Origin of the sequence: Colwellia sp. RE-S-Sl-9 (assembly GCF_048296855.1) — a bacterium.
Classification (GTDB): Bacteria; Pseudomonadota; Gammaproteobacteria; order Enterobacterales; family Alteromonadaceae; genus Pseudocolwellia.
The window spans coordinates 451,655-473,390 of record NZ_CP182631.1 but is presented as its reverse complement, the minus strand read 5'-3'; the positions used below and the strand labels follow the sequence as shown (position 1 = coordinate 473,390).

Annotated in this window: 18 protein-coding genes; 5 read left to right on the top strand and 13 right to left on the bottom strand. The window is 34.7% G+C overall.

Translation table 11 applies throughout. The annotated features are described in order from the left end of the window. Positions 1–102: 102 nt before the first annotated feature. From ACM9HF_RS01975 to ACM9HF_RS01945, 7 genes are all read right to left on the bottom strand, one after another. Complete coding sequence (locus ACM9HF_RS01975; protein ID WP_473614043.1) at positions 103–1,359, bottom strand: alkaline phosphatase family protein; 1,257 nt, start codon at positions 1,357–1,359, stop codon at positions 103–105. 112 nt (positions 1,360–1,471) lie between these two features. Then, positions 1,472–2,029 (bottom strand): phosphoribosyltransferase, encoded by a 558-nt coding sequence (locus ACM9HF_RS01970; protein WP_473614042.1) that lies wholly within the window; start codon positions 2,027–2,029, stop codon positions 1,472–1,474. Between the two features lie 212 nt (positions 2,030–2,241). Beyond that, the gene (locus tag ACM9HF_RS01965) at positions 2,242–3,441 is read right to left on the bottom strand and encodes a tetratricopeptide repeat protein (protein WP_473614041.1); all 1,200 of its coding nucleotides are present in this window, start codon (positions 3,439–3,441) and stop codon (positions 2,242–2,244) included. A gap of 245 nt (positions 3,442–3,686) precedes the next feature. Further along, complete coding sequence (locus ACM9HF_RS01960; protein ID WP_473614040.1) at positions 3,687–4,220, bottom strand: gluconokinase; 534 nt, start codon at positions 4,218–4,220, stop codon at positions 3,687–3,689. Positions 4,221–4,222: 2 nt separating this feature from the next. After that, on the bottom strand, positions 4,223–6,628 hold the full coding sequence (locus tag ACM9HF_RS01955; RefSeq protein ID WP_473614039.1) for a GH36-type glycosyl hydrolase domain-containing protein: 2,406 nt from the start codon (positions 6,626–6,628) through the stop codon (positions 4,223–4,225). Positions 6,629–6,631: 3 nt separating this feature from the next. After that, positions 6,632–7,996, bottom strand: coding sequence for an MFS transporter (locus ACM9HF_RS01950; RefSeq protein ID WP_473614038.1), 1,365 nt, complete (start codon positions 7,994–7,996; stop codon positions 6,632–6,634). 145 nt (positions 7,997–8,141) lie between these two features. Continuing rightward, on the bottom strand, positions 8,142–8,603 hold the full coding sequence (locus tag ACM9HF_RS01945) for a hypothetical protein (protein WP_473614037.1): 462 nt from the start codon (positions 8,601–8,603) through the stop codon (positions 8,142–8,144). A gap of 153 nt (positions 8,604–8,756) precedes the next feature. Between ACM9HF_RS01945 and ACM9HF_RS01940 the strand changes: the two genes are divergently transcribed. The 3 genes from ACM9HF_RS01940 (at position 8,757) to ACM9HF_RS01930 (ending at position 14,136) form a co-directional block, all read left to right on the top strand. Continuing rightward, positions 8,757–10,409 carry a protein adenylyltransferase SelO gene (locus ACM9HF_RS01940; protein WP_473614036.1) on the top strand — a complete coding sequence of 551 codons (1,653 nt, stop codon included), beginning with the start codon at positions 8,757–8,759 and terminating at the stop codon, positions 10,407–10,409. A 78-nt stretch (positions 10,410–10,487) separates the two neighbouring features. After that, positions 10,488–12,296, top strand: a complete 1,809-nt coding sequence (locus tag ACM9HF_RS01935; protein WP_473614035.1) for an ABC transporter ATP-binding protein — start codon at positions 10,488–10,490, stop codon at positions 12,294–12,296. Further along, positions 12,289–14,136, top strand: a complete 1,848-nt coding sequence (locus ACM9HF_RS01930) for an ABC transporter ATP-binding protein (RefSeq protein ID WP_473614034.1) — start codon at positions 12,289–12,291, stop codon at positions 14,134–14,136. The genes ACM9HF_RS01935 and ACM9HF_RS01930 overlap by 8 nt, the downstream gene beginning before the upstream one ends. A gap of 41 nt (positions 14,137–14,177) precedes the next feature. On the opposite strand, the gene ACM9HF_RS01925 is transcribed toward ACM9HF_RS01930, so the two are convergent. Both ACM9HF_RS01925 and ACM9HF_RS01920 read right to left on the bottom strand, forming a co-directional pair. Then, on the bottom strand, positions 14,178–15,416 hold the full coding sequence (locus ACM9HF_RS01925) for a glycosyltransferase family 2 protein (protein WP_473614033.1): 1,239 nt from the start codon (positions 15,414–15,416) through the stop codon (positions 14,178–14,180). A gap of 63 nt (positions 15,417–15,479) precedes the next feature. Further along, positions 15,480–16,637, bottom strand: a complete 1,158-nt coding sequence (locus ACM9HF_RS01920; RefSeq protein ID WP_473614032.1) for a pyroglutamyl-peptidase I — start codon at positions 16,635–16,637, stop codon at positions 15,480–15,482. Between the two features lie 283 nt (positions 16,638–16,920). On the opposite strand from ACM9HF_RS01920, the gene asnB reads away from it, so the two are divergent. Then, on the top strand, positions 16,921–18,591 hold the full coding sequence (asnB, locus tag ACM9HF_RS01915; protein WP_473614031.1) for an asparagine synthase B: 1,671 nt from the start codon (positions 16,921–16,923) through the stop codon (positions 18,589–18,591). A gap of 129 nt (positions 18,592–18,720) precedes the next feature. Here the strand turns inward: asnB and ACM9HF_RS01910 are convergent, their stop codons facing one another. Further along, a complete protein-coding gene (locus ACM9HF_RS01910) occupies positions 18,721–19,929 on the bottom strand; it encodes an MFS transporter (protein ID WP_473614030.1) in 1,209 nt (402 codons plus the stop codon). A gap of 263 nt (positions 19,930–20,192) precedes the next feature. Between ACM9HF_RS01910 and ACM9HF_RS01905 the strand changes: the two genes are divergently transcribed. Beyond that, complete coding sequence (locus tag ACM9HF_RS01905) at positions 20,193–20,675, top strand: helix-turn-helix domain-containing protein (protein WP_473614029.1); 483 nt, start codon at positions 20,193–20,195, stop codon at positions 20,673–20,675. A gap of 43 nt (positions 20,676–20,718) precedes the next feature. On the opposite strand, the gene ACM9HF_RS01900 is transcribed toward ACM9HF_RS01905, so the two are convergent. The 3 genes from ACM9HF_RS01900 to ACM9HF_RS01890 are packed head-to-tail and all read right to left on the bottom strand — an operon-like array spanning position 20,719 to position 21,732. After that, complete coding sequence (locus ACM9HF_RS01900; protein ID WP_077341957.1) at positions 20,719–20,865, bottom strand: DUF2986 domain-containing protein; 147 nt, start codon at positions 20,863–20,865, stop codon at positions 20,719–20,721. A 24-nt stretch (positions 20,866–20,889) separates the two neighbouring features. Continuing rightward, positions 20,890–21,150: a DUF5062 family protein gene (locus ACM9HF_RS01895; RefSeq protein ID WP_473614028.1), complete on the bottom strand. Its 261-nt coding sequence runs from the start codon at positions 21,148–21,150 to the stop codon at positions 20,890–20,892. 30 nt (positions 21,151–21,180) lie between these two features. Further along, positions 21,181–21,732 carry a DUF3087 family protein gene (locus ACM9HF_RS01890; protein WP_473614027.1) on the bottom strand — a complete coding sequence of 184 codons (552 nt, stop codon included), beginning with the start codon at positions 21,730–21,732 and terminating at the stop codon, positions 21,181–21,183. Positions 21,733–21,736 lie beyond the last annotated feature (4 nt).

The following is a 21,736-nucleotide window of genomic DNA, read 5'->3' as shown; positions in this document are numbered from 1 at the left end:
AATTTTCAAAAATAACCATTAGGGTCTAATTGTTTCTACAGCAATTTAACACCGCAATTCAACAAGCTTTAAATTCGAACAAAATTTAAAGCTCAATAGACCCTAATTATTGGTATTTAATATAGGTAATAAAATATTTTGATGGGCATCAGCGTCTGGTTGTAAATCTATCCCTAACAGCGAAAGCATCATAGGAAATATATAGATATTTTCAAAAGGCTCAATGACTAACCCTTCTTTGAAACTAGGACCATTAGCAATAAAAATAGCATTCAGCTCTGAAGTAAGCTTTGGATCATAACCATGAGTAGCATTACCTTTTTCTCTAGGTTTACCAAAAACGTAAGGCGGCAATACTTCTAAAATCACGTTAGGCATTACCGATGAACGATCTTTAAAATGCCAATGTTTTGGATAATTATCAAAATCATAAACATTAACTAATGTTTTTTCAAAAGGTGTTAGTCTATTTTTTATAGTGCGAACCAATGCCGCTTCTTTCGCTTTATCGTCCTCTGGTAGATAAAGAAATAATTGAGTTTGGCCATCAACAACACGTATATCTTCCAGCCCTTCAAAAAGGTGATTATATAATATTGTCTTGGGGGAAATATTCGTCATGCCATGATCTGAAACTAAAACAATATTGACTTCGTAATCTAGGTTTTGTTTTAAATTATCAATAAATTGACCTAAGAGATCATCAAGCTCTGCTATCGCCTCTTCCAATTCTTTAGATGTAGTACCGTAATCGTGCCCTGCACTATCAATTACCGAAAAATAGCCTAACACTAATGAAGGACGTTCATTTACTGGCATTTTTAACCAATCAATAATTTGATTAAAGCGCTGTTCGTTAGGCGTATTATGTTTATAAGGTTTTACATAGGTAGGCTTATATTGAGTTGTATTAATTTCTGATTCAGGCCAAAAATAAATACCCGTTTTAATATCGTGTTGTTCTGCTATTGACCATAACGTAGGACTGCGTAACCAATTAGGGTCATCTTTACCTAAACCTAATTTATAATTTTTATCTAACGCCCTATTATAAAAACTGTTATGAATAACCCCATGTTTAGCAGGATAATTTCCTGTAACCATTGAAATATGATTTGGGAATGTTTTACTTGGAAATACAGGCGTTAACGACTTAGCTTTTACGCCGCCTTCAGCCAGCATTAATATATTTTTTGGTTTAAAGCGTTGTAAATAATCATTAGAAAAACCATCAATCGACAATAAGATCGTTGGTGTTATTTGAAGTGTTTTAATTGTTTGTTTATTTGAGTCAGTAATAAGTAAAAAAGAAAAAAATAAAACAATACCAGCAATCGATGCAATAAAGAGATTTTTCATATTTAGATTATGATGCTATTAAATAAGTAAAAAGAAATGATAGTTTAGAATAAATTGATTAAGGTTTTATTAAAGCAATGGTGGCTATTATCTTAGCCACCACCCACAATTTTTATTTTAAAAGATGTACAATATTCGCTAAATCACTTTTGCCGTTAAGAAGTTCTTCTTCAGTTAACCCAGAAAGCTCGTGTGGAAAAACTAACCATTCATCCGACTCGTGTACATAGTAGTCAGGAACAATATCCACTTTATTATTTTTAGGTTTAAACCAAGGACAGGCCACTCTTACATCTGTTGGCATGTTATTACGGCTCAGTTTTTTCAATTGTTTGATTAAAGCATCGATACTGCGGCCAGAATCAAACACGTCGTCTACAATAAGTAATCCATCGTCAGCATTCGCATTTTCAATAATATAATGTAAACCATGAACTTTAATTTCTTTACTTTGTTTATTGATGCCGTAATAAGATGATGTACGAACAGCAATATGATCGGTTTCAACTTTTTTAAAATCAAAATATTCTTGTACTGCAATACCAATAGGTGCGCCGCCACGCCATATTCCTACTATAAACTGAGGTCTAAAACCGTCTTCGTAAACTTTAGCTGCAAGCCTGAAAGAATCTTCTAAAAGTTCTTGAGCGGTAATAAATTTTTTTTCCATTGGTATTCATGCCTCTTGATATCTTAATAATTAAAACATTATAACCATTTCTTTACCAAATGGTTAGGTTTTGAATTAAAAGATCGAAATAATTAAATTTGAAGGTGAATACTATAGTATAAAACCCAATTTATTGAAAAGAGACGATACGATTTTTACAATAAAATGAATACACGAAAAAGGAACAAATAAATTAATGACTTGCTCCAATCTTATTTAGATTCGTATCTGATTGAAGCTTGGTTCAAAAAATTTAATTTTCTATTGTACTCACGCTCAGTATTCATGTTTTTATTGAGTTTAAGGGCTTTTCTCATTGAAGACTTAGCTAAATCTAATTGTTCAGTTTTTAAATAAAGTTTAGCTAAATTGTAATGAAACTCATGAAACTTAGATTCTAACCTAATCGCTTTTTTTAAATGGGTAATTGCTGATAAGTACTCACCTTTATAATTCGCTTCATTTGATAATAACGCATGATAATGAGGATTACTTAAACGCTTAGTATGTAACTTATTTTGTATATTTAATGCTTCGTCTTTTCTATCTAATTTTTTGAATAAAAGCGCAATATTTTCTAAAGAAGTCAAATCATTAGGACTCAAATCTAATGCATACTTATAAGCATTCACCGCTAAGTCGTAATGATGATTCATTTTATATAAAACGCCTAAGTTGCCCCAACCACTATAAAATAAAGGATCAACCTGTGTTGCCGCTTTAAAATAAGCATAAGCTAAATCGTATTCAGAGCGAATGAGTGCTTCTGCGCCTTTATTATTATAAAACATGGCGACTATCGTTTTTTTACTCACAACTTTACGTTTAAAATGTGATTTAGCTGCACTGGGGTCAAAATCAATTTGTAAAATGTCCTTTGACCAAATTTGATTACCTAAATTAGACACAGGTTTATTTATTAGTAAGTTTACATGCCCCATCAATAATTGATGACTACCTTTTCTCATCCAATATTCAGGTACTTGAATATCTTGAAATTTTAACTTCATACCTGCTTTAGTGGCTAAAGCATAAGCCATAATGGTTAACGACATGCAATTTGCTTTTCTCCCATGAAAAGCATCTATCGCGGTTACATTAGCGCCGCTTTCATAAGACATAGCAATATGATTAGATGAAAATATATATTCTAATAAAAGACGAGCTTTTTTTTCATGATCACGTACTGGCTTTAAAACATATTCAACCATGTTTGCCATTTCTTCATCAATGGCGAAAAGCTCTTCTTCGCTTTCTATTTGAAATGTATTTGATGTTGGGTAGGCGCTATCTAAATATAATTCGTTGGTATTTTTAATGTTTTGCCGATAGCCATTAGTGATGCTTTCACAACCCGAAAGTAATAAAAGTGAAAGGAATAGAACTACAAATTGAGCATAATGTCTTTTCATGATGATTTCTCACAATAATAAAAACATAAATTTAGTATAGACCAAACATCCCTTATTGTATATTTTCTACTCAATGCCACCTTATTTCAGTTTGAATTAAAGTAATATATACCCGTAACCATTCACGATGCTCTGAAATTCACATCTTGATTGGTAACGGGTATAAATCTCATTAGTTACCATCACAAAACCCCCACTACAACAAACCTAAAATAAACAACTCGCAACTAAGTAAACATTTAATTTTATTGGCTTAAATGTATAAGGCACTTTTTATACACCTGTTCAAAATCTCCAGATATGTCAATAACTTTTGTATCATATTCATTATGAAATGGTCGCTCCAAAGCAACAAATTGACTATGCAACAACGAAGGGTTAAAAAAATGATTTTGTCTTTTCTTCAATCTGCCTTTAATCAGTTCCTCTGAACCATCTAAAAACAAAAATTGTATATTGATCTGTAATTGCCTGAAGATATCTCGATGAGATTTGATTAAACCTGAGTATGAGAGTACACATGAAACATTATTAGCTAATTGTTTTTTTATGTATTGTTGAACTGAGATAACCCAAGGTTCACGCATTTCATTAGTTAAAGGTTTTCCTGACGCCATCCATTCTTTTGATTCATCTGAATGAAAATCGTCGGCCTCTACAAATAAATAACCTAATTGACTCGCTATTTTTTCTGCAATACTTGATTTACCTGAACCGCTAACCCCCATTACAATGATGAATTGCAATGAGTTAGTGGTAGCTTTTTTAATAGAGCTCATAATCAGTTATCGCTATTTTTTAAAGGAATACTAATGTTAAGTTTATAACACCTACCTTGTTTAATATTTGAAATAATATGGCTCATTAACTCTTCTCCATTTAATATAATGCGCATTTTATTTATGTCTTTTCTTACAATGTTAACGTTAAATTGCGCCCCTAAATATGAGCGGGTAATTTCCATTTCATTCCAATGGCTAGGTAATTGCGGATGAATAACTAACTCCCCTTTTACCCCCTTTAAACCACATAAACCTTCAACAATACATCGTTGAAACCATGCCACTGTACCTGTGTTAAACAACTGGCTTGATCGACCCGCTTGCTCTGGAAATTGTTTATAAGCACCTCGATAATAGTTGGGAATAAAATTGGGTAATTGTCCGCGCTTTTCTACATCATCTAACGATGGGAGCATCTTTTTAAGAAGACTAAAGGCTTCATCACTCTTATTGATGGTATACAAACTATATGCATAAAAAATAGCAGCGTGGTTATAAACCGCCCCATTTTCAGAAACACCTGGATGCTTTTGCGTTAAACGACCTACATCGTCACGCATTTTGGTATAACTCGGCGCTAGCATCATGTCACCAAAAGGTGTTGAAAGTTGTTGTTCTACTTCATCTAACATACTGCAAATTTTATCTTTATTTGCTGCACCACTTAAAATAGACCACGATTGAGGATTTAAATAAATACGCCCTTCCACATCCTTTTTAACACCAAACACAACATTATCGTCTGTAATACCTCTGCCATACCATTTTCCGTCCCACAAATTTAGGTTAACGGCTTCATTAATTTCAGCAGCAGTTTTTCTATAATATTCAATTTTATTATGATCATTCGTGTAAATTTCACATAAGTCAGCCCATGTATTTAATGCATAAGCGGTTGCTAAAGAAAGCCATGCTGATACGCCTTTACCTTTGTGTCCTACCATGTTCATAGGATCACACCAATCGCCTTGTTCAATAAAACTTAAACCACGGTGATCTCTAGCTGCAATTAACGACTCCATAGCTAAATCAATATGCTGTTTAACACTTTGAGTTTGAGCTGAATCAACAAAAGGTATTTGTTGGCTTAACAAACTTTGGTCGTTCGTTTCAGATAGGTAGACTGACAAACAAATCGGTAACCACACACAATGATCGGTATGAGGAACCTGATTAATATATTTTAACTCCGCATCTGGGTGCAGCAAAATGCCATCAGGCATCACACCACTTGATAGCTGTTGTGATAACGAGGTAATAAACGACTGTTTAGTTAACGAAGCGTTTATGTAGCTCATGCCCATATTGTCTTGCAGATAATTACGAGTTTGGGGATCGGTTGATAGTCGGTTTACATCACCATGATAAAAAACCTGTCTAGGTAACCAATGGTTTATTACATGATTAAATTCAGCATCTGGCGATGCTATGTTGATATTACTTTTACCGCTATTTACATAGTTTTCATATTGTTTTAGTTCATCAGTAAAGCCATCTTCTCCACTGTTCTCTTGCCTAGTCGTAAAAAAGTGTTTCTTTACCTGCGCAATATCATCATTTGTTTTAGCTGCGCCAAAAATAAGTTTTAATGACTCAGATGTTTGAGGAGCTAAATGAAATTGATATTGAAGTACCGCAACCGGAGTTTCATATATAGCCTCTTCTTTAGCTAAGTATTGATTAGCTAAAGCACTAGGGTTATGTAACCCGCCTTCACCTTCGAATACTTTTTGATTAGCCGTCCAACTTATAGGTTTACGGTTTGCTATTAAAAAGGTTTTGTCTTTAAATTCTTTCAGCTTTGGATAGTCTTCAACTTTTTGGTATGGCGTAACACAAGTCGCAACAATAGCATTTAAAGATGAATCAAACACAGCTGACTGATTAAGCCACGACATATAACCGATAGAAAAATACGGATATACGCTAATATTACGCGCTCGATCACTTAAGTTTTTAATCGCTACCGTCCATAATTCAATCGGTTTATCTACCGTTAAACTTAAAGACAATTGCACTTCAATATCTAGCTTTCTAATGACCCAGTTAATGTTGTGTTTATTCAATACAAAATCAAATGTGTCTAACGAAGCTCTTACCGGTTCGTAAGGTGCTGAAAAAATCTCACCTGTATCTTCGTCTTTAATATAAAAAAAACGCCCTGGATGATGAGAAAAATACGCATGCTCGGGTTGCATAAAGGTTTTAGCTTCCATGTTAGGGGCATACGAGTATTTAGCAGGTTCAGGTTGCATGAATTGCGATATGGCATAACCTCTACAATTCATGTTTATCATCATTTGGCTATTCCATAAAAAACCACTGGCATTGGGTAACTTAGTTGGACTATGTAAAGTAATGCTTTGGCCATCATGAGCAAATGAATAGGTATTACGATCTAACATTAATTATTTTCCTGCTGATATTTGATTTGATAAGTCGTGTTGAATTTGTTTTTGTTGTTCGTCAGTTAAGGGATAGAAACGAATAACAACTACGGCAACAATAGCGATAACTCCAGGGATCAAGGTCATCAATAAAACAATACCCTGTTCCGATGCACCAGTTTGAGCTTGATTGGCGATATAGCCCATAGACGCTAAAATCCAACCTATCATGGCACCAGCTATTGCTCCTCCTAACTTTTGTGCAAAAGCCGCGGCAGAAAAAATCATCGCTGTTGCTCTTCGCCCAGTTTTCCATTGGGAATAATCAGCAGTGTCTGCATACATTGAAAAAACCAAAGGTGATTTTGGTCCGAGCGCTAAACCAATGAGTATTTGAAGAGTAAACATTAATTCAATATGATCTTTTGGCACAAAGTAAAAGCTCACAGACAAAATGGCCACAATCATCATTAGTAAAGTAAGAAGAGATTTTTTATCAAAAAACTTAGTTAATAAAGGTGTAGATGCCGCGCCAACCGCTAACGAAAGCATATAAGCAAGAGAGAAACTACCAATTAAATCTTCTCGTCCAACAAAATACTTAAAGTAAAAAGTACCTGTACTTCCTCTAAGCGAAATTGTCATCATAATAATAAGCGCAAGGCAAAATAATACGATCCATGGCTTATTTTTTGTTAGGTCTTTTAAATCTTGTATAACCGGTGTTTTTTGATTGGCTGGAGGTTTTATTCTTTCTTTGGTGGAATAAAAAGAAAACGCAAATAGCATAGCCGCTACAACACCATATAAGCCCATGGTTAATTGCCAACCGGTAATTTCATCGCCACTACCTAAATAGCTCACCAACTCAGGCGTTAAAAATGCAACTAAACTACCACCAGAAAATGCTCCAATAAATCTAAAACTGGTTAGCGTAGTTCGCTCTTGTGTATTGCCTGTAACTACACCTAATAAAGCGCCATAAGGCACATTAATAAATGTATACGCCAACATCATAAAAATATAGGTTACGTAAGCCCAAACAAGTTTACCGCTTTCATCCAAATCAGGAACGGTGAAAGTTAACACCCCTGCTGCCGCTAAAGGTAAAATCCCCCAAAGTAAATAAGGTCTAAACTTACCGTATTTAGTTTGTGTTCTATCAGCTAGCGCTCCCATTAAGGGATCTGAAAAGGCATCCACTAAACGAGTCACCAACATCATAGTACCTACGGCTGCTGCAGGAATACCAAAAACATCGGTATAAAATATAAATAAAAACACATCAAAAACACGCCAATAAAAATTACTGGCTACGTCTCCACATGCATAACCAAGTTTTTCTTTTAATGATAGTTTTTGCTCGGCTAAAGCTTTTGAATTCATTATATTTCCTAGAATAGTTATAAAGTAAAAATCACTTAATAATAAAAATGAAAGCGCTTACATTTGTAAAGAATATAATTCTTCTAAGGGGAAGTCAATGAGTGTACTACTAGAAAGTTAACCAAGATGTTGGATTAGGAAAAAATCACTCTGTTAACCAATCTATATAACAAACAATAAATTGTTGCCAAAATGCTTCACATTTAGATATTTCAATTAATTGTTGTTCTAAGTCTTTCAAAATATCTTTATCAGTTAAGGTTGAATCATCTGGCACAAATATTTCTGATGTTTGCGCACTTACGGTTCTAAGGAGCGTTAAACATTCAATAAAGCTATATATGGTTTGCGCTACAGGTACAAGTTCCCATGTATTTCCATTAAAAACACCCGTGTAAACAACGGCGTCATCACTACTTTTATTAATTAAATAGGGATCACCTAATTCAGTATCCATACCTACAATAAACCAAGCATTATTCCACGATGGATCATCGGTGAATTTTCTTTGTACTGCCCTCTGCTCTTCTTCTGAGCTAAATAACTGAAAACCTTGAGGACCAAAATAAGTATGCGTTAATGAACTTTTTTGAATATATCCAAGCAAAATAATTACCTTAAATAAAGTGATACCAACAACCTATAGCATAAACTGTATAGGCTAAAACGCTAAACAAATAAATAAAGATCCATTTATGCCAAGGCTGCTATCAGTTATAATTCGCAATACAAAACAAAAGCCATGCTATAAAGTGATATTGTGCAAAAACTTAAATTAAACTTCAATAATACCTTTCGAAAAATTTTACCTTGTGATCCCATTGAAGAAACCTATCCCCGACAAGTTGAACACGCGGCTTACTCACAGGCTATGCCTATTAACGTTAAACAGCCGAAAACCATTATAGTAGCAACAGAAGTCGCTGAATTGTTTAACTTTACAAACGAATTTGTTGATTCAGAAGACTTTGCGCAAATATTTTCAGGCAATCAATTAATTGACGGTATGGAGCCTTATGCTATGTGTTATGGCGGTTTTCAGTTTGGTAATTGGGCTGGGCAATTAGGTGATGGTAGAGCCATTAACTTAGGTGAAGTCAGTACCGATGAACAAGGCTCTCAAACACTTCAATTAAAAGGTTCAGGCCCTACCCCTTATTCAAGAACGGCTGATGGTTTTGCTGTTTTACGTTCATCAGTAAGAGAATTTTTATGCTCTGAAGCTATGTACCATCTTGGCATTCCAACAACGCGCGCGTTAAGTTTATGTTTAACAGGAGAACACGTTGTTCGAGATATAATGTACGACGGAAATGCTAAGCCTGAGCTCGGTGCTGTAGTTTGCAGAGTGTCTCCATCATTTATGCGATTTGGTTCAATTCAATTACCCGCTATGCGACGTGATCTTGAGTTATTAACACAGTTAGTTAATTACAGTATTACACACGACTTCCCTGCTTTACTTTCGCAAAATGTAGAGCAAGATAAAGAGCCCGTTATCGACAAAAACGTTTATCTCGCTTGGTTTGATCAAATTTGTGATACAACATGCGACCTAATTGTACACTGGATGAGAGTTGGCTTTGTTCATGGCGTAATGAATACCGACAATATGTCACTTATAGGAGAAACTATAGATTTTGGCCCATACGGCTGGATAGATAACTTTGACTTAAGCTGGACACCTAACACAACCGACAGCCAAAACAGACGCTACCGTTTTGGCGCACAAGCAGAAGTCAGCTTATGGAATTTATGCCAATTAGCGAATGCCATTATCCCACTTGTTGGTAGTACTGAAGAACTACAAACTAAAGTAGAAAGTTATAGCGCTATGTATGAACAAAAATGGTATGAAATGATGATGCAAAAATTAGGATTAACTGCACCTTCAAGCCTAGAAGACCAAACAACAAAAGAAACGAATAAAACCCTATGTAAGAACGTAGATCGCCTATTAAGTGAGATAGAAACAGATATGACCATTTTCTATCGTTTACTCGCCACTTTTGAACTTAAAAATACAGATATGAATGCACCAACAGCAGCAGAAACATTAATAAAACACTTCACTCCCTGTTATTACGATGCAGATCAAATAACTGATGCTTATACAGAAAAGCTTGTACTGTGGATGAGCCAATACCAAGAAATCTTTACTGCTGAAAATTACGATGACACAACACGTGCAACAAAAATGAATAAAGTAAACCCTAAGTTTGTGTTAAGAAATTACTTATCTCAACAAGCGATAGATAAAGCAGAAAATGGTGACTTTAGCGAAATAAAACAGTTACATGCCTTACTTAAAAATCCTTATGACGAACAACCTGAGTTTGAGCAATACGCAGGTAAACGTCCAGATTGGGCAAAAAACAAAGTGGGTTGCTCAATGTTATCCTGTAGTTCTTAACTCATTATTTAATTCATCTTTCTCATGCTAAGAATATATATTCTTATTGGTTTGTTTTTATAAAACTGGTTTATTACTTTGAACGAATTACGCTTATTTTTCTCTTATACCTTGCAACACAAATACTCTTATTTATTAGGTATTGTTTGCCTTTTTATAACAAATTTATTAGCAGTAACTATCCCTATTTACTTAGGTGATAGCATCGATTTATTGGGTGGTTCAGGCAAAGAAGATTATGAACTGTTAATAGAAAAAATTTACTGGGTTATTGGTTTTGCATTGTGCGTTTTATTAACTCGTACAGCTTCAAGAATGCTATTTTTCAACCCCGGTCGACTAGTCGAAAAAGCATTTAAAAACGATGCCTTTAAAGTATTAACCCAATCACAACAAAGCTTTTATCGTTCAAATCCTGTAGGCGGCTTAATTTCTATTGTAAATAATGACATTAACGGCATACGCGCTATGGCTGGTGTTGGCATGATGAATATTTTTAATATTTTCTTTACGCTTTCAATGACCCCTATAAAAATGTGGCAAATATCTCCTACACTCATGCTGTACTGTCTTATCCCTATGATTATTGCATTTTTAATTGTGAACTATGCTATTTCAACTATGCGAAAACTAATGTCACAAAGAATGCGTCACCTACAAACGCTATCATCTCAGGCAGTCAACTTTTTAAATGGGGTTGATGTAATAAAAGGCAGCGGTATTCAACCTTGGGCCTTAAATAAATTCAGTCAAAGTAATGATGAAATACTGGAAGTTTCATTACAACAACTTAAAATTCGTAGTTTCGTTATGCCCATTTTAGAATATACAGAAGCTGTTTTAAAAATAATTATATTAGGGCTAGGTGGTTGGTACCTTGTTCAATCAGAGCTTTCTTTAGGAGATATTACCGCTTTTCTAGCTTACGCAACCCTATTAGCTATGCCTTTTATGTCGTTAGGTCGATTGATATCAACCGTTCAAATGGGAATGGTAAGTTTGAAAAGTATGGGCCGTATATTAAATCAAACCATAGAAGATACAAACACCCTGAATGACACTGAAAAATCGTCATTTAACCAAGAAAAACTTTTTTCAAAAGGTTTACAGGTAAGAAACTTAAATTTTAAATACCCAAAAACAACAAATAAAAACAATATCGATAATGAGATAAACAAAAACGAATTCGCACTAAAAAACATTTCGTTTGATATTAACCCCGGAGAGAAAATTGCTATTTTAGGGCGTGTTGGCAGTGGAAAATCGACACTAGTTAATTGTTTAAATCGTTTTTATGACATACCAGAAAACAGCATTTATATTGATGGATTTGATATAACTAAGTTGTCTCGTAATGAACTACGATCCGCAGTAAGAACCATTACACAAGAGCCCTTTTTGTTTTCTGACACTTTAGAAAACAACATAACGTTTGGTTCAAGCTTGTCAGAGAAGTCTATTTCAATGCAAAAAGTGTTAAAACAAAGCGCCATGGAAAAAGAAATAAAAACCTTTCCTGACGGTATTCAAACTTTAGTGGGAGAAAAAGGGATTTTATTATCTGGAGGGCAAAAACAACGTATTAGCTTAGCTCGCGGAATGTATACACCAACAAAATTAATGGTGCTAGATAACGTACTTTCGGCTGTTGATAATGAAACAGAAAGCTTTTTATTAGATCAAATATTTAATAGCACACAAACAGAAAGTTGTTTAATTGTTTCCCATCGCCAAGCAGTTTTAGAGCGGGTAGATAAAATCTTATTATTGGAGGACGGTGAAATTACAGCATCAGGTAGCCACAATGAGTTGTTAAGCACATCTAACTTATATCGAGAAACGTGGCAATTTCTTCAAACAGGAACAACGGAGGAAGAAAATGTCTAAAATTAAAAATAATGCATCTTCCTCAGATAATAAAAAAATTAACACAGCTTTAAACGGTTCTTCTAACTCGGCTAACCAAAAGCCAACGATAAAAGAATATTGGAAGCAATTTTTGCCTTTTATAGCTCCGTATAAAAAGCTCTACTTTTTTGGGGTATTACCCATTCCTATTTCAATATTTTGTAGTATTGCTTTTCCTTGGCTGATTATTCAGATCGTAGACAAACAGCTTACCGTACAAAAATGGGATGGAATGACACTATGGCTTATTTTGATTTCTTTAGTGCTGTTCACTAATTACTTGGCAAGTTCGAGTTACTCCTACTTTATACAAAAAGCTGCCCTTTACACAATGCGAGACATGCGAATAGACATGCTCAACCGTGTATTAAACTTCCCTCGTAGTTATTTTGATAAAACTCCTATGGGATCTGTATTAACCCGATTAACAAGTGATTTAGAAGCTATTAATGAATCGCTTGCTGCTGGAATGCTCGCCATGATTCGGGATGTTTTAATTACTACAGCTTTGTTAATTTTCTTAGCAACAATCAGTTGGCAATTGACCCTAGTTACTTTAATTATTGCGCCACCTATTTATTGGGTAACAACCATATTAAGGCGCTTATTACACGAGTCACAACTAGCTTCACGTCAAGTATTATCTCAAAGCACCGGTTATTTACAAGAAAGCATACAAGGTATCAAAACTGTACAGCTCTACAATGCAGAAAAAGAAGCACAAAATCGCTTTGGCTTTTTTACAAATGCCTTTTTCCGTTTTCAGTCAAGATCAAATTTAATTGATGCCAGTTTATTTTCCATTATCGAAGGGATCACAACTATCAGTATGGGGCTTATTATTTGGTATGGTGCTCATGAGATTTTAGCTGCTGCTTTATCGGTAGGTGTTTTAATTGGTTTCATACAAACACTAGATAAAATTTTTGTTCCAGTAAGAGATTTTACATCACAAATGGCCGCCATCCAAAGAGCTTTAGCTGCGTTAAGTAACATTCAAACTTTATATGAACAACCACTAGAAACAGACAATGATGAAGCGCACTTATCAGCAAGCCAAATTAAATCAATGTCTAAGCAGTTAAGTTCTTTTATTTCTTTAGAATTTAATAACGTGCAGTTTAGATATAAGCCAACGGGTCCTTATGTTCTAAAAGGTGTAACTTTCTCACTAAAAAAAGGGGATAAAATTGCATTAGTCGGTAGCACAGGTTCGGGGAAATCAACAATCCTTCGTCTACTTACTAAAACTTATAATAATTACGAAGGCAGCATCAAATTAAATGATATAGAACTAAGAGATATCCCTAAAAAATGGGTAAATAATTTCTTTTCTTTAATGCAGCAAGAAGTTTATATATTCAATGAAAGCCTAGCGTTTAATATAGGTTTACAACGTGAAGGCATTAACGATGAAGCCATAAAAGCTGCCGCTAAATATGTTTACGCTGATGAATTTATTGAAAAACTCCCCGGTGGCTATCAATTTATACTGGATGAAAATGGCAGTAACATCTCTGCAGGCCAAGCTCAGCTAGTTGCTTTTGCACGCGCTATGGCAAGTGGTAGCGATCTTGTTTTACTAGACGAAGCGACCAGTTCTGTAGACTCTGTAACTGAAAAAATGATCCAACGTGCTATTGATCATGTCTTTGCTGAAAAAACAGTTATAGCCATTGCTCATAGGCTCAGTACTATTCAGCACTCAGATCAAATTATCGTACTTGATCAAGGTAAAATTATCGAAAAAGGCACACATAACTCACTTATTCAGTTAGGGGGTTTTTACGCAAACTTAGTAGAAATTGCTGATAGTTAAAACTGTTGTAACCTTAAAAACATTAGAATATGAACAGAAAATTAATAATGGTCGAAAGTAAAACCAGCGCTTTCAATCGCTTTTTGTAATGGAATATCAGCGTATTTTTGTTCACGTAAACTGTGAATAAACTTTAATGTTTTAAAAGCGTCGAACCATACAGTTAACTGTTTATTAAACTGTATTTGGTTATTGTTTTTTTGCTTATCAACAAACGACGCTAATTTAATATCTTGTAAGGCGTGTTGGCTTTCTTTAGATAAAGCGCTTGTCCAATCGTCAAGGTTAAATCGATTTTCCCACAAGGTATCAAAAGTACGAATACAGTTTTTTAACTCTTCAAATACCTGAGGATGATAGTAACAATAAGGTTTATTGTCTTGTTTCAGCTGCAATATGTTAGCCACCGAAGGACCCGTACCAAAAGGAACACGGTCAGACACCCTCGCCTCAATCGTTACCACCGCATTTTTTAAAAATTTAACCTGACCTAATTTAGCGAGTTTATTTAACAAATAAAAATCTTCTCCTGCACTGCGTTTAGGAAAACCTCTTACCATAGCGTATTCTTTTGCTTTGAAAGCGATAACACTACCTATGGTAAAAAAATCATAATCAGATCCGGCATAACTCAAGCCAGCAACATAATATCGTAGTGCCGTTTCGTACAACTTGTTCGCTTGCTGTAGCTCTATATTCTTATCTACATGAGTAAAGTTATAACTTACAGCAACGGTTTGATTGTGTTTTTTTTGCTTTGATAAAGCACTCGTTGCTTCAAAGTAACCTTCAGGTAAATGAGCATCAGCATCCGTTGAATGGATCCAATCAGATAATACTTTATTTTTATTAATTAGACATAAGGCATAGTCTGAACCTATCTTTCTCGCTAATCCTACACCTTGATCTACAGGTAATGGATGAGTAAAAGCATCTACAATCAAAAAATAAGTTTGTTCGCTTGCAGAAATTAGCTCGATCTCCCCTTCTTTAAAAATTGACGTACCTGAGCTTTTTATAAAATTATATAAATTTATCTGTGGTGAACTATCAACATCACTGTCTGGCTGGTTGATAACAATAATATATAAAACAGGTACTATTACAGGAGAAGATAAAAGTCGCGCTACAAACTGAGGCGACTCTTTATAAGCAGGTATAACAACAACGTGCTCAAAATTCACATTGTGTGGAAGCAAATCGGCTAAATGTGTGCCCAATTGGGTAACATTATTTTCAGCATATTGATCTAAGTATTTAATCAGATTTTTACATTTCATAAGAGGTGAATTTTCTCAGTGACGCTTAATAAAATTTCAACTCACTTTTGATATTAAGAACAACTACAATGTTTTTAACCCTTGAGTTAACATCGCTTTAAGCTGAGTCACAATGAGTTCTAATTTATTGTTATCATGCCCTTTAATACTTGGTGTATGAATATGCCCAACTGGCAATACTGGGCTGTATAAATCTCTTAACAATAAACTACGATACGACACTTCATTAGACAAATAACCACCACCTGAACCTTGTACCGAAATTTCATTCATTAATTCAGTTAATGCTTGAACTTCTAATGTCATATTTTTAGTCGTAACAATGCGATTATCTTCAACTGGATAAAATCCAGCTGCATTCTTCATTTGTGCAGAGGGCAAAGTAAATTCTAAAAATTCAGGGCCATTAAGCTTTTTATCGTGCAACATAGGAACTAACGGTTCATCTTTACTAGCGCCTGTTAATACATTCAAATTATCTGGCGCTACAGAGCTTCTCCTTAAGCCAGGAAAACGCTCTAACTCAAAGCTATTTCTTCCCATACTCACCGTTATGATCATATCAACGGCGTTAACACTCAAATAAGGTGTTAATATCTCTTCAACAATGCCTTGGTCAAAGTCTGAAAATCGCACAGGTAAAATAAGTGTTTCTATTTCAGCACTTTTACCTTCAGTACTAATCACTAAATCATCTAAAACAAGTGCACTAATGCCTGATGGATTACTTTGCTTGATATTTCGATCAAGTAAAAAAGGGTCAAAGCCTGTAATTAAGATTTTTTTGTTGGTATTTTTATCGTATTTAATATCCGTTTGACCACGTGAATATAATTCAAATTTCCAAAGTAATTTATTTTGCTGATCTGGTAATGACTCTTTATAAGCCTTAGTACTTTTAAGGGCTTTAGACATTTGCAGTCGAGACCAATACAACGGCCTATCATCATAACTATTGGTATTTTTAAAATGTTGTTTAGCATCATTCCATATGCCTTTACCGTGTCTAATAGATAATTGACTTAGCACAGTTAAATTGCGTGCTTTTTGCACTTGCTCAGCAAATAAATCTACGCGTTCAGACAGCGCCAAAGAAACAGATGGCATAACTTTAATTGCTTTTTCTATACGTTGTTCTTCAATCGTTATCGATTGGGCATTAAGACTACATATAGAAAGAGCTATAGCTATAGAGCAAGCTAATTTATTAGTAAATAACATGAAAAAACGACCCTGTTTTTATATCAATCAGATTCAATTTATTGTTCACTTAACAATAATTAGTCTGTTTTGAATTACTTATTATATTTTATGGCGACATAGTACACATAAAATAATTTAAGATCATCACCATATTTATATTGATTTTTCCTACAAAAATGGCAAAGTGTCTTCTGACGACTTGTTTCCTGTTTATTTCTGTCATAACACCTCAAGAAAATGTCACAATTTCATTCAAAATAAACGATTGTATATAACTTAACTATAAAGGAGTAGCGCTTCAATGTGTTCGATCTTTGGTATATTAGATATAAAAAACGGGGCTGAAGAATTACGCCCAAAAGCAATAGAACTTTCTCGCCTTTTACGTCACCGTGGACCAGATTGGTCAGGTGTTTACAGTAATGAGCACGCCATTCTTGTTCATGAACGTCTTTCAATTGTAGATACAGAAAATGGCGCGCAACCACTATACAATCAAGATAAAACTCACGTATTAGCTGTTAATGGTGAAATATATAACCATAAAGAATTGGCTAAAAACTTAAACGTTGATTACACATTTAAAACAGGTTCTGACTGTGAAGTAATACTGCCTTTATATGAAGAGTTTGGTGTTGAGTTTGTAGATAAACTTCAAGGTATGTTTGCTTTTTGTTTATATAACGAAACAGACAACTCTTACCTTATCGCACGTGATCATATTGGTATTATCCCGCTTTACACTGGCTACGATGCAGAAGGTAACTTTTATGTTGCTTCAGAAATGAAAGCGTTAATGCCTATTTGTAAAACAGTGAGCGAATTTCCTCCTGGTCATATTTTAGATAGCCGTGTTGGTGAGTTGCAAAAATACTACAACCGTAACTGGCACAAATATGATGCGATTAAAGACAATACAACAAGCACAACTAAAATTCGTGAAGCATTAGAAGAATCAGTTAAAAGTCACCTTATGACTGACGTACCTTACGGTGTGTTACTTTCTGGTGGTTTAGATTCATCACTTATTTCTGCTATTACACAAAAATTTGCGGCTCGTCGTATTGAAGAAAATGATTTATCTGAAGCTTGGTGGCCAAAAGTTCACTCGTTCGCCTGTGGCTTAGCGGGCTCTCCAGATTTAGTTGCGGCACAAACAGTTGCTGATGCTATTGGTACTATTCATCACTCAGTTATTTTTACTGAGCAAGAAGGTATCGATGCACTTAAAGAAGTTATTTACCATTTAGAAACTTACGATGTTACAACGATTCGTGCTTCTACCCCAATGTATTTAATGGCGCGTAAAATTAAAGCTATGGGTATTAAAATGGTACTTTCTGGTGAAGGCGCTGATGAAATTTTTGGTGGTTACTTATATTTCCACAAAGCACCAAACGCTAAAGAGTTTCATGAAGAGCTTAACCGTAAGCTTGACCGTTTACATAAATTCGATTGTCTTCGTGCTAACAAGTCTATGTCCGCTTGGGGTATTGAAGCTCGTGTACCATTCTTAGACAAAAACTTTATGGACGTTGCTATGCGCATCAACCCAGAAGATAAGTTATGTGGTAACGGTAAAATGGAAAAAGCGATTTTACGTGAATCTTTCGAAGGTTATTTACCAAAAGAAATCTTATGGCGTCAAAAAGAGCAATTTTCTGATGGCGTAGGTTATTCTTGGATCGATAGCTTAAAAGAGTTTATTGAAACACAAGTAACGGATCACGAATTAGAAAGTGCTGAATACAGATTCCCTGTAAATACACCAGACAGTAAAGAAGCTTATTACTACCGTTGTATTTTTGAAGACAAGTACCCATTACCTTCTGCCGCAGATTGTGTAATTGGTGGTAAGTCTGTTGCTTGTAGTACTCAAGAAGCACTAGCCTGGGATGAAAGCTTTACAAACAACGCGGATCCATCTGGCCGTGCTGTTATGAGTGTTCATAACGATAGCTACAAAAACTAATATTTGAAGCCCTGCTTTAAACTAAAAAACCAGTCTATTGACTGGTTTTTTATGCTTAGAAAACAGGTATATATACCCGTTACCAATCAAGATGCGTATTTCAGAGTGCAGAATGATACGGGTATAAATTTACTCTGCTTTCTTCTTTTTCATGTATACGTATAACAAGCTAAAAGCCACGATAAGAATAGCAGGAAACACTATCATCGTTGAAAGTACTTCTTGCCCTGCGACTAATTCAGGGTTCACACCTTCAGTTACTTTAAGTAAGGCTTTAGCTTTAGCATCATCTATCCACTGGCCAATAACAGGATTCCACATACTTACCGCAAACATACCTGCGCCACCAATAATCGACATACCTAATGCGCCACTTTGTGGAACATTTTCGGCGATAAAACCAATCATAGTTGGCCAAAAATAAGTCACACCTAAAGCAAAAACGATTGCCGCCACATATACTAAACCACCTGTACTGGTACTTAATAAATATAAACCCAGAGTGGTTAAAATTGCAGAACATAGTAAAACACCCGCTGGGTTCAAACGATGTACAATAGGCCCTGCAAAGTAACGTCCTACCGCCATTAAACCTGTGATCATTGCTAATATGATCATTGGTGATGCACCAGACGCACCTAAAATGGTATTAATCCATTGTCCTGTTGCCAACTCTGATGTTGCCGTTAATGTCATACAAAATGCCATAAACAAAAATAATGGTGAGAACAATGCTTTAAAGTTACTTGCAGTAGACAATTTAACATTTTCAAATTTAGGAAATTGTTGGCTAAACGTCATTACGCCATAAACCAGTGTAGGTAACAACATAACACCTATTTGCATTTGCCAACCTAAACCTGCATCGGTCATAAACTTAGATACTAATGAACCAATAACAATCCCCCCTGGAAACCAGACATGAAATCGGTTTAACATAGCGGTTTTTTTGGTTGGGTAGCTTTCTGAAATTAAAGGATTACATGCAGCCTCAACTGAGCCATTGGCAAAACCAATAAATAAACTAGAAATAAACAGCCCCCAGAAACCACCAGCGGTTATCGTTAGTACTAAACCTAATAAATGCCCAACAAAAGCAATAATAAGTAAATTTTTAGCACCTAAGGCGTTATATAAACCACCTCCAAACATCATAGCTAACGGAAAACCTAAAAAAGCCATGGAGTTAACCCAGCCTAATTCTTCTGAATTTAATTCAAATTCAACACCTAGTTGTCCAAGAATCCCCGCTCTTATTGCGAATGTCATTGCTGTAACCGTTAATGCTATACAGCTGATTAAAAACAGTCGAGAGCTGTTTTGATTACTTTCAGTCATTTTGTTTCCTCTATAATTATTATTTTAGTTTTATCGTTATATATACCCGTAGCCATTCAAGATGCGTATTTCAGGGCATCTTGAATGGTTACGGGTATAACAGTTGTACTAAATAGAAATAAACTGACCATTGATATTAAAGTTAAAGATAAAATGATGTTAAGATAAATTCGTTTTTTTATATGATAAATTCGGCGTATTGATAAAGCCTTTCAAAAAAAACAATAAATATACAAGGTCATGTAGTAAATGATCGTTTAGAAATGAATAGTATTAAAAATGGCAAGTTGTCGTGGTTTACAACATCTAAACGGGCATTGCGTAATCAATCGGGTGAAGTTGTTGGTACTTACGGAATTACTCGACATTTAAACAAAACTTCAGAGGTTTTATCAGGCCTAAACGCAGTACAGACTCCAGTAGAATATATAAAAAATAATTATATGAATGACATCTGTATTAACGAACTTGCCGGCGTTGCGCATTTGTCGGTAAGCGCGCTAGAACGCCGCTTTAAAAAGTATTTAGCAAAAACGCCTAAACAATTTCTAAATGAAATTAGATTAGAAAACGCCAGACGCTTACTCGTAGAAACAAACCGATCTATTTCTGATATTGCGAACGCAACGGGATTTAGTGAACACAGCTACTTTAGTAAGCAATTCAAAAAAATGTTTGACCAATTACCCTCACAATTTAGAGAGAGTCAAATATCAGCGCAAACATTAGAGAGAAAAACAACTTAATAACCAGCAACCAACCTAGTATAAAAGAAACACCTCTTGAAGATTATTCTTCTGCTTGCTCTGCTGCTAACGCAATTTTTTCACGTTCAGCTTTCGAGATATATTTAGGTTTATTGCTTTTCTGTAGCTTAGCATTCGCTTTTTTAACTTTGCTTTTTAACACTTGGTTAATTTTCTTTTTACGGTTCATCAGTCAGTTCTATCGTTTATAAATTTATTGATTCAATGGATGATCAGCTGGTAGCTGTTTCGAAATCCATAACGCAAGTTTATGTTTCATATGAGGTTGATCTTCATCGGTAACCGCTAAAGGCTGAACCAACTTATCGTTTACTAATAAACGATAAAGAGCTTCTACTTTATCTTTTGCCGAATTTGTCGCATCAAAACCTTTGTAACCACGGTTTTTAGCGTACTTTTCACCTACTTCAATAGCTTTTTTAAGAAGATCTGCTTCATTTTTAATTTTTTTCATTATTAATCTACTCTGTAAATTTTAAACAACTTAGCGATAATCAATTAACATAACTCTTTCAAATTGATCGGTATTAACTTCAATATTTAGAGTTTTCATGCGGTCTTGTAAGGCTTCCGTATCTCTTGCTAAAGCAGAAAGCGTTAATGTGTTGTTATCAAGCAAATATACTTGCTTTAAACTGGTATAATAATAATTCAACACAATAAAGGCATTAACATCACCTTCCGTTTCATAGTCTTGAGCCGCTTTTTTTATGTTTTTCAAGCGTCTATATATTATGTTATGAATTTGTTTTAATTTCATAACATAATGAATTTCATAACAAAACGGATGGTTTTTTAATTGTTGTAAAATACTTATACAAGTAAGTAAACCTAAAATAACGCCAACAAAATTAAACCTAAAATTACTTAATGGCTCACCCGTTTCTGGATGAACCGCGGGTAATGCATGCCCAAATAATTGAATGAGGATGGCGCCAAAACTAATGGAAAAAAAAGTTAAGCATAGGATGGAAAGCCCGATAACAATGTTTAATCGTTTTCGGTAAAGTGATTTGTCTATATCTATTAATTGCATAAAA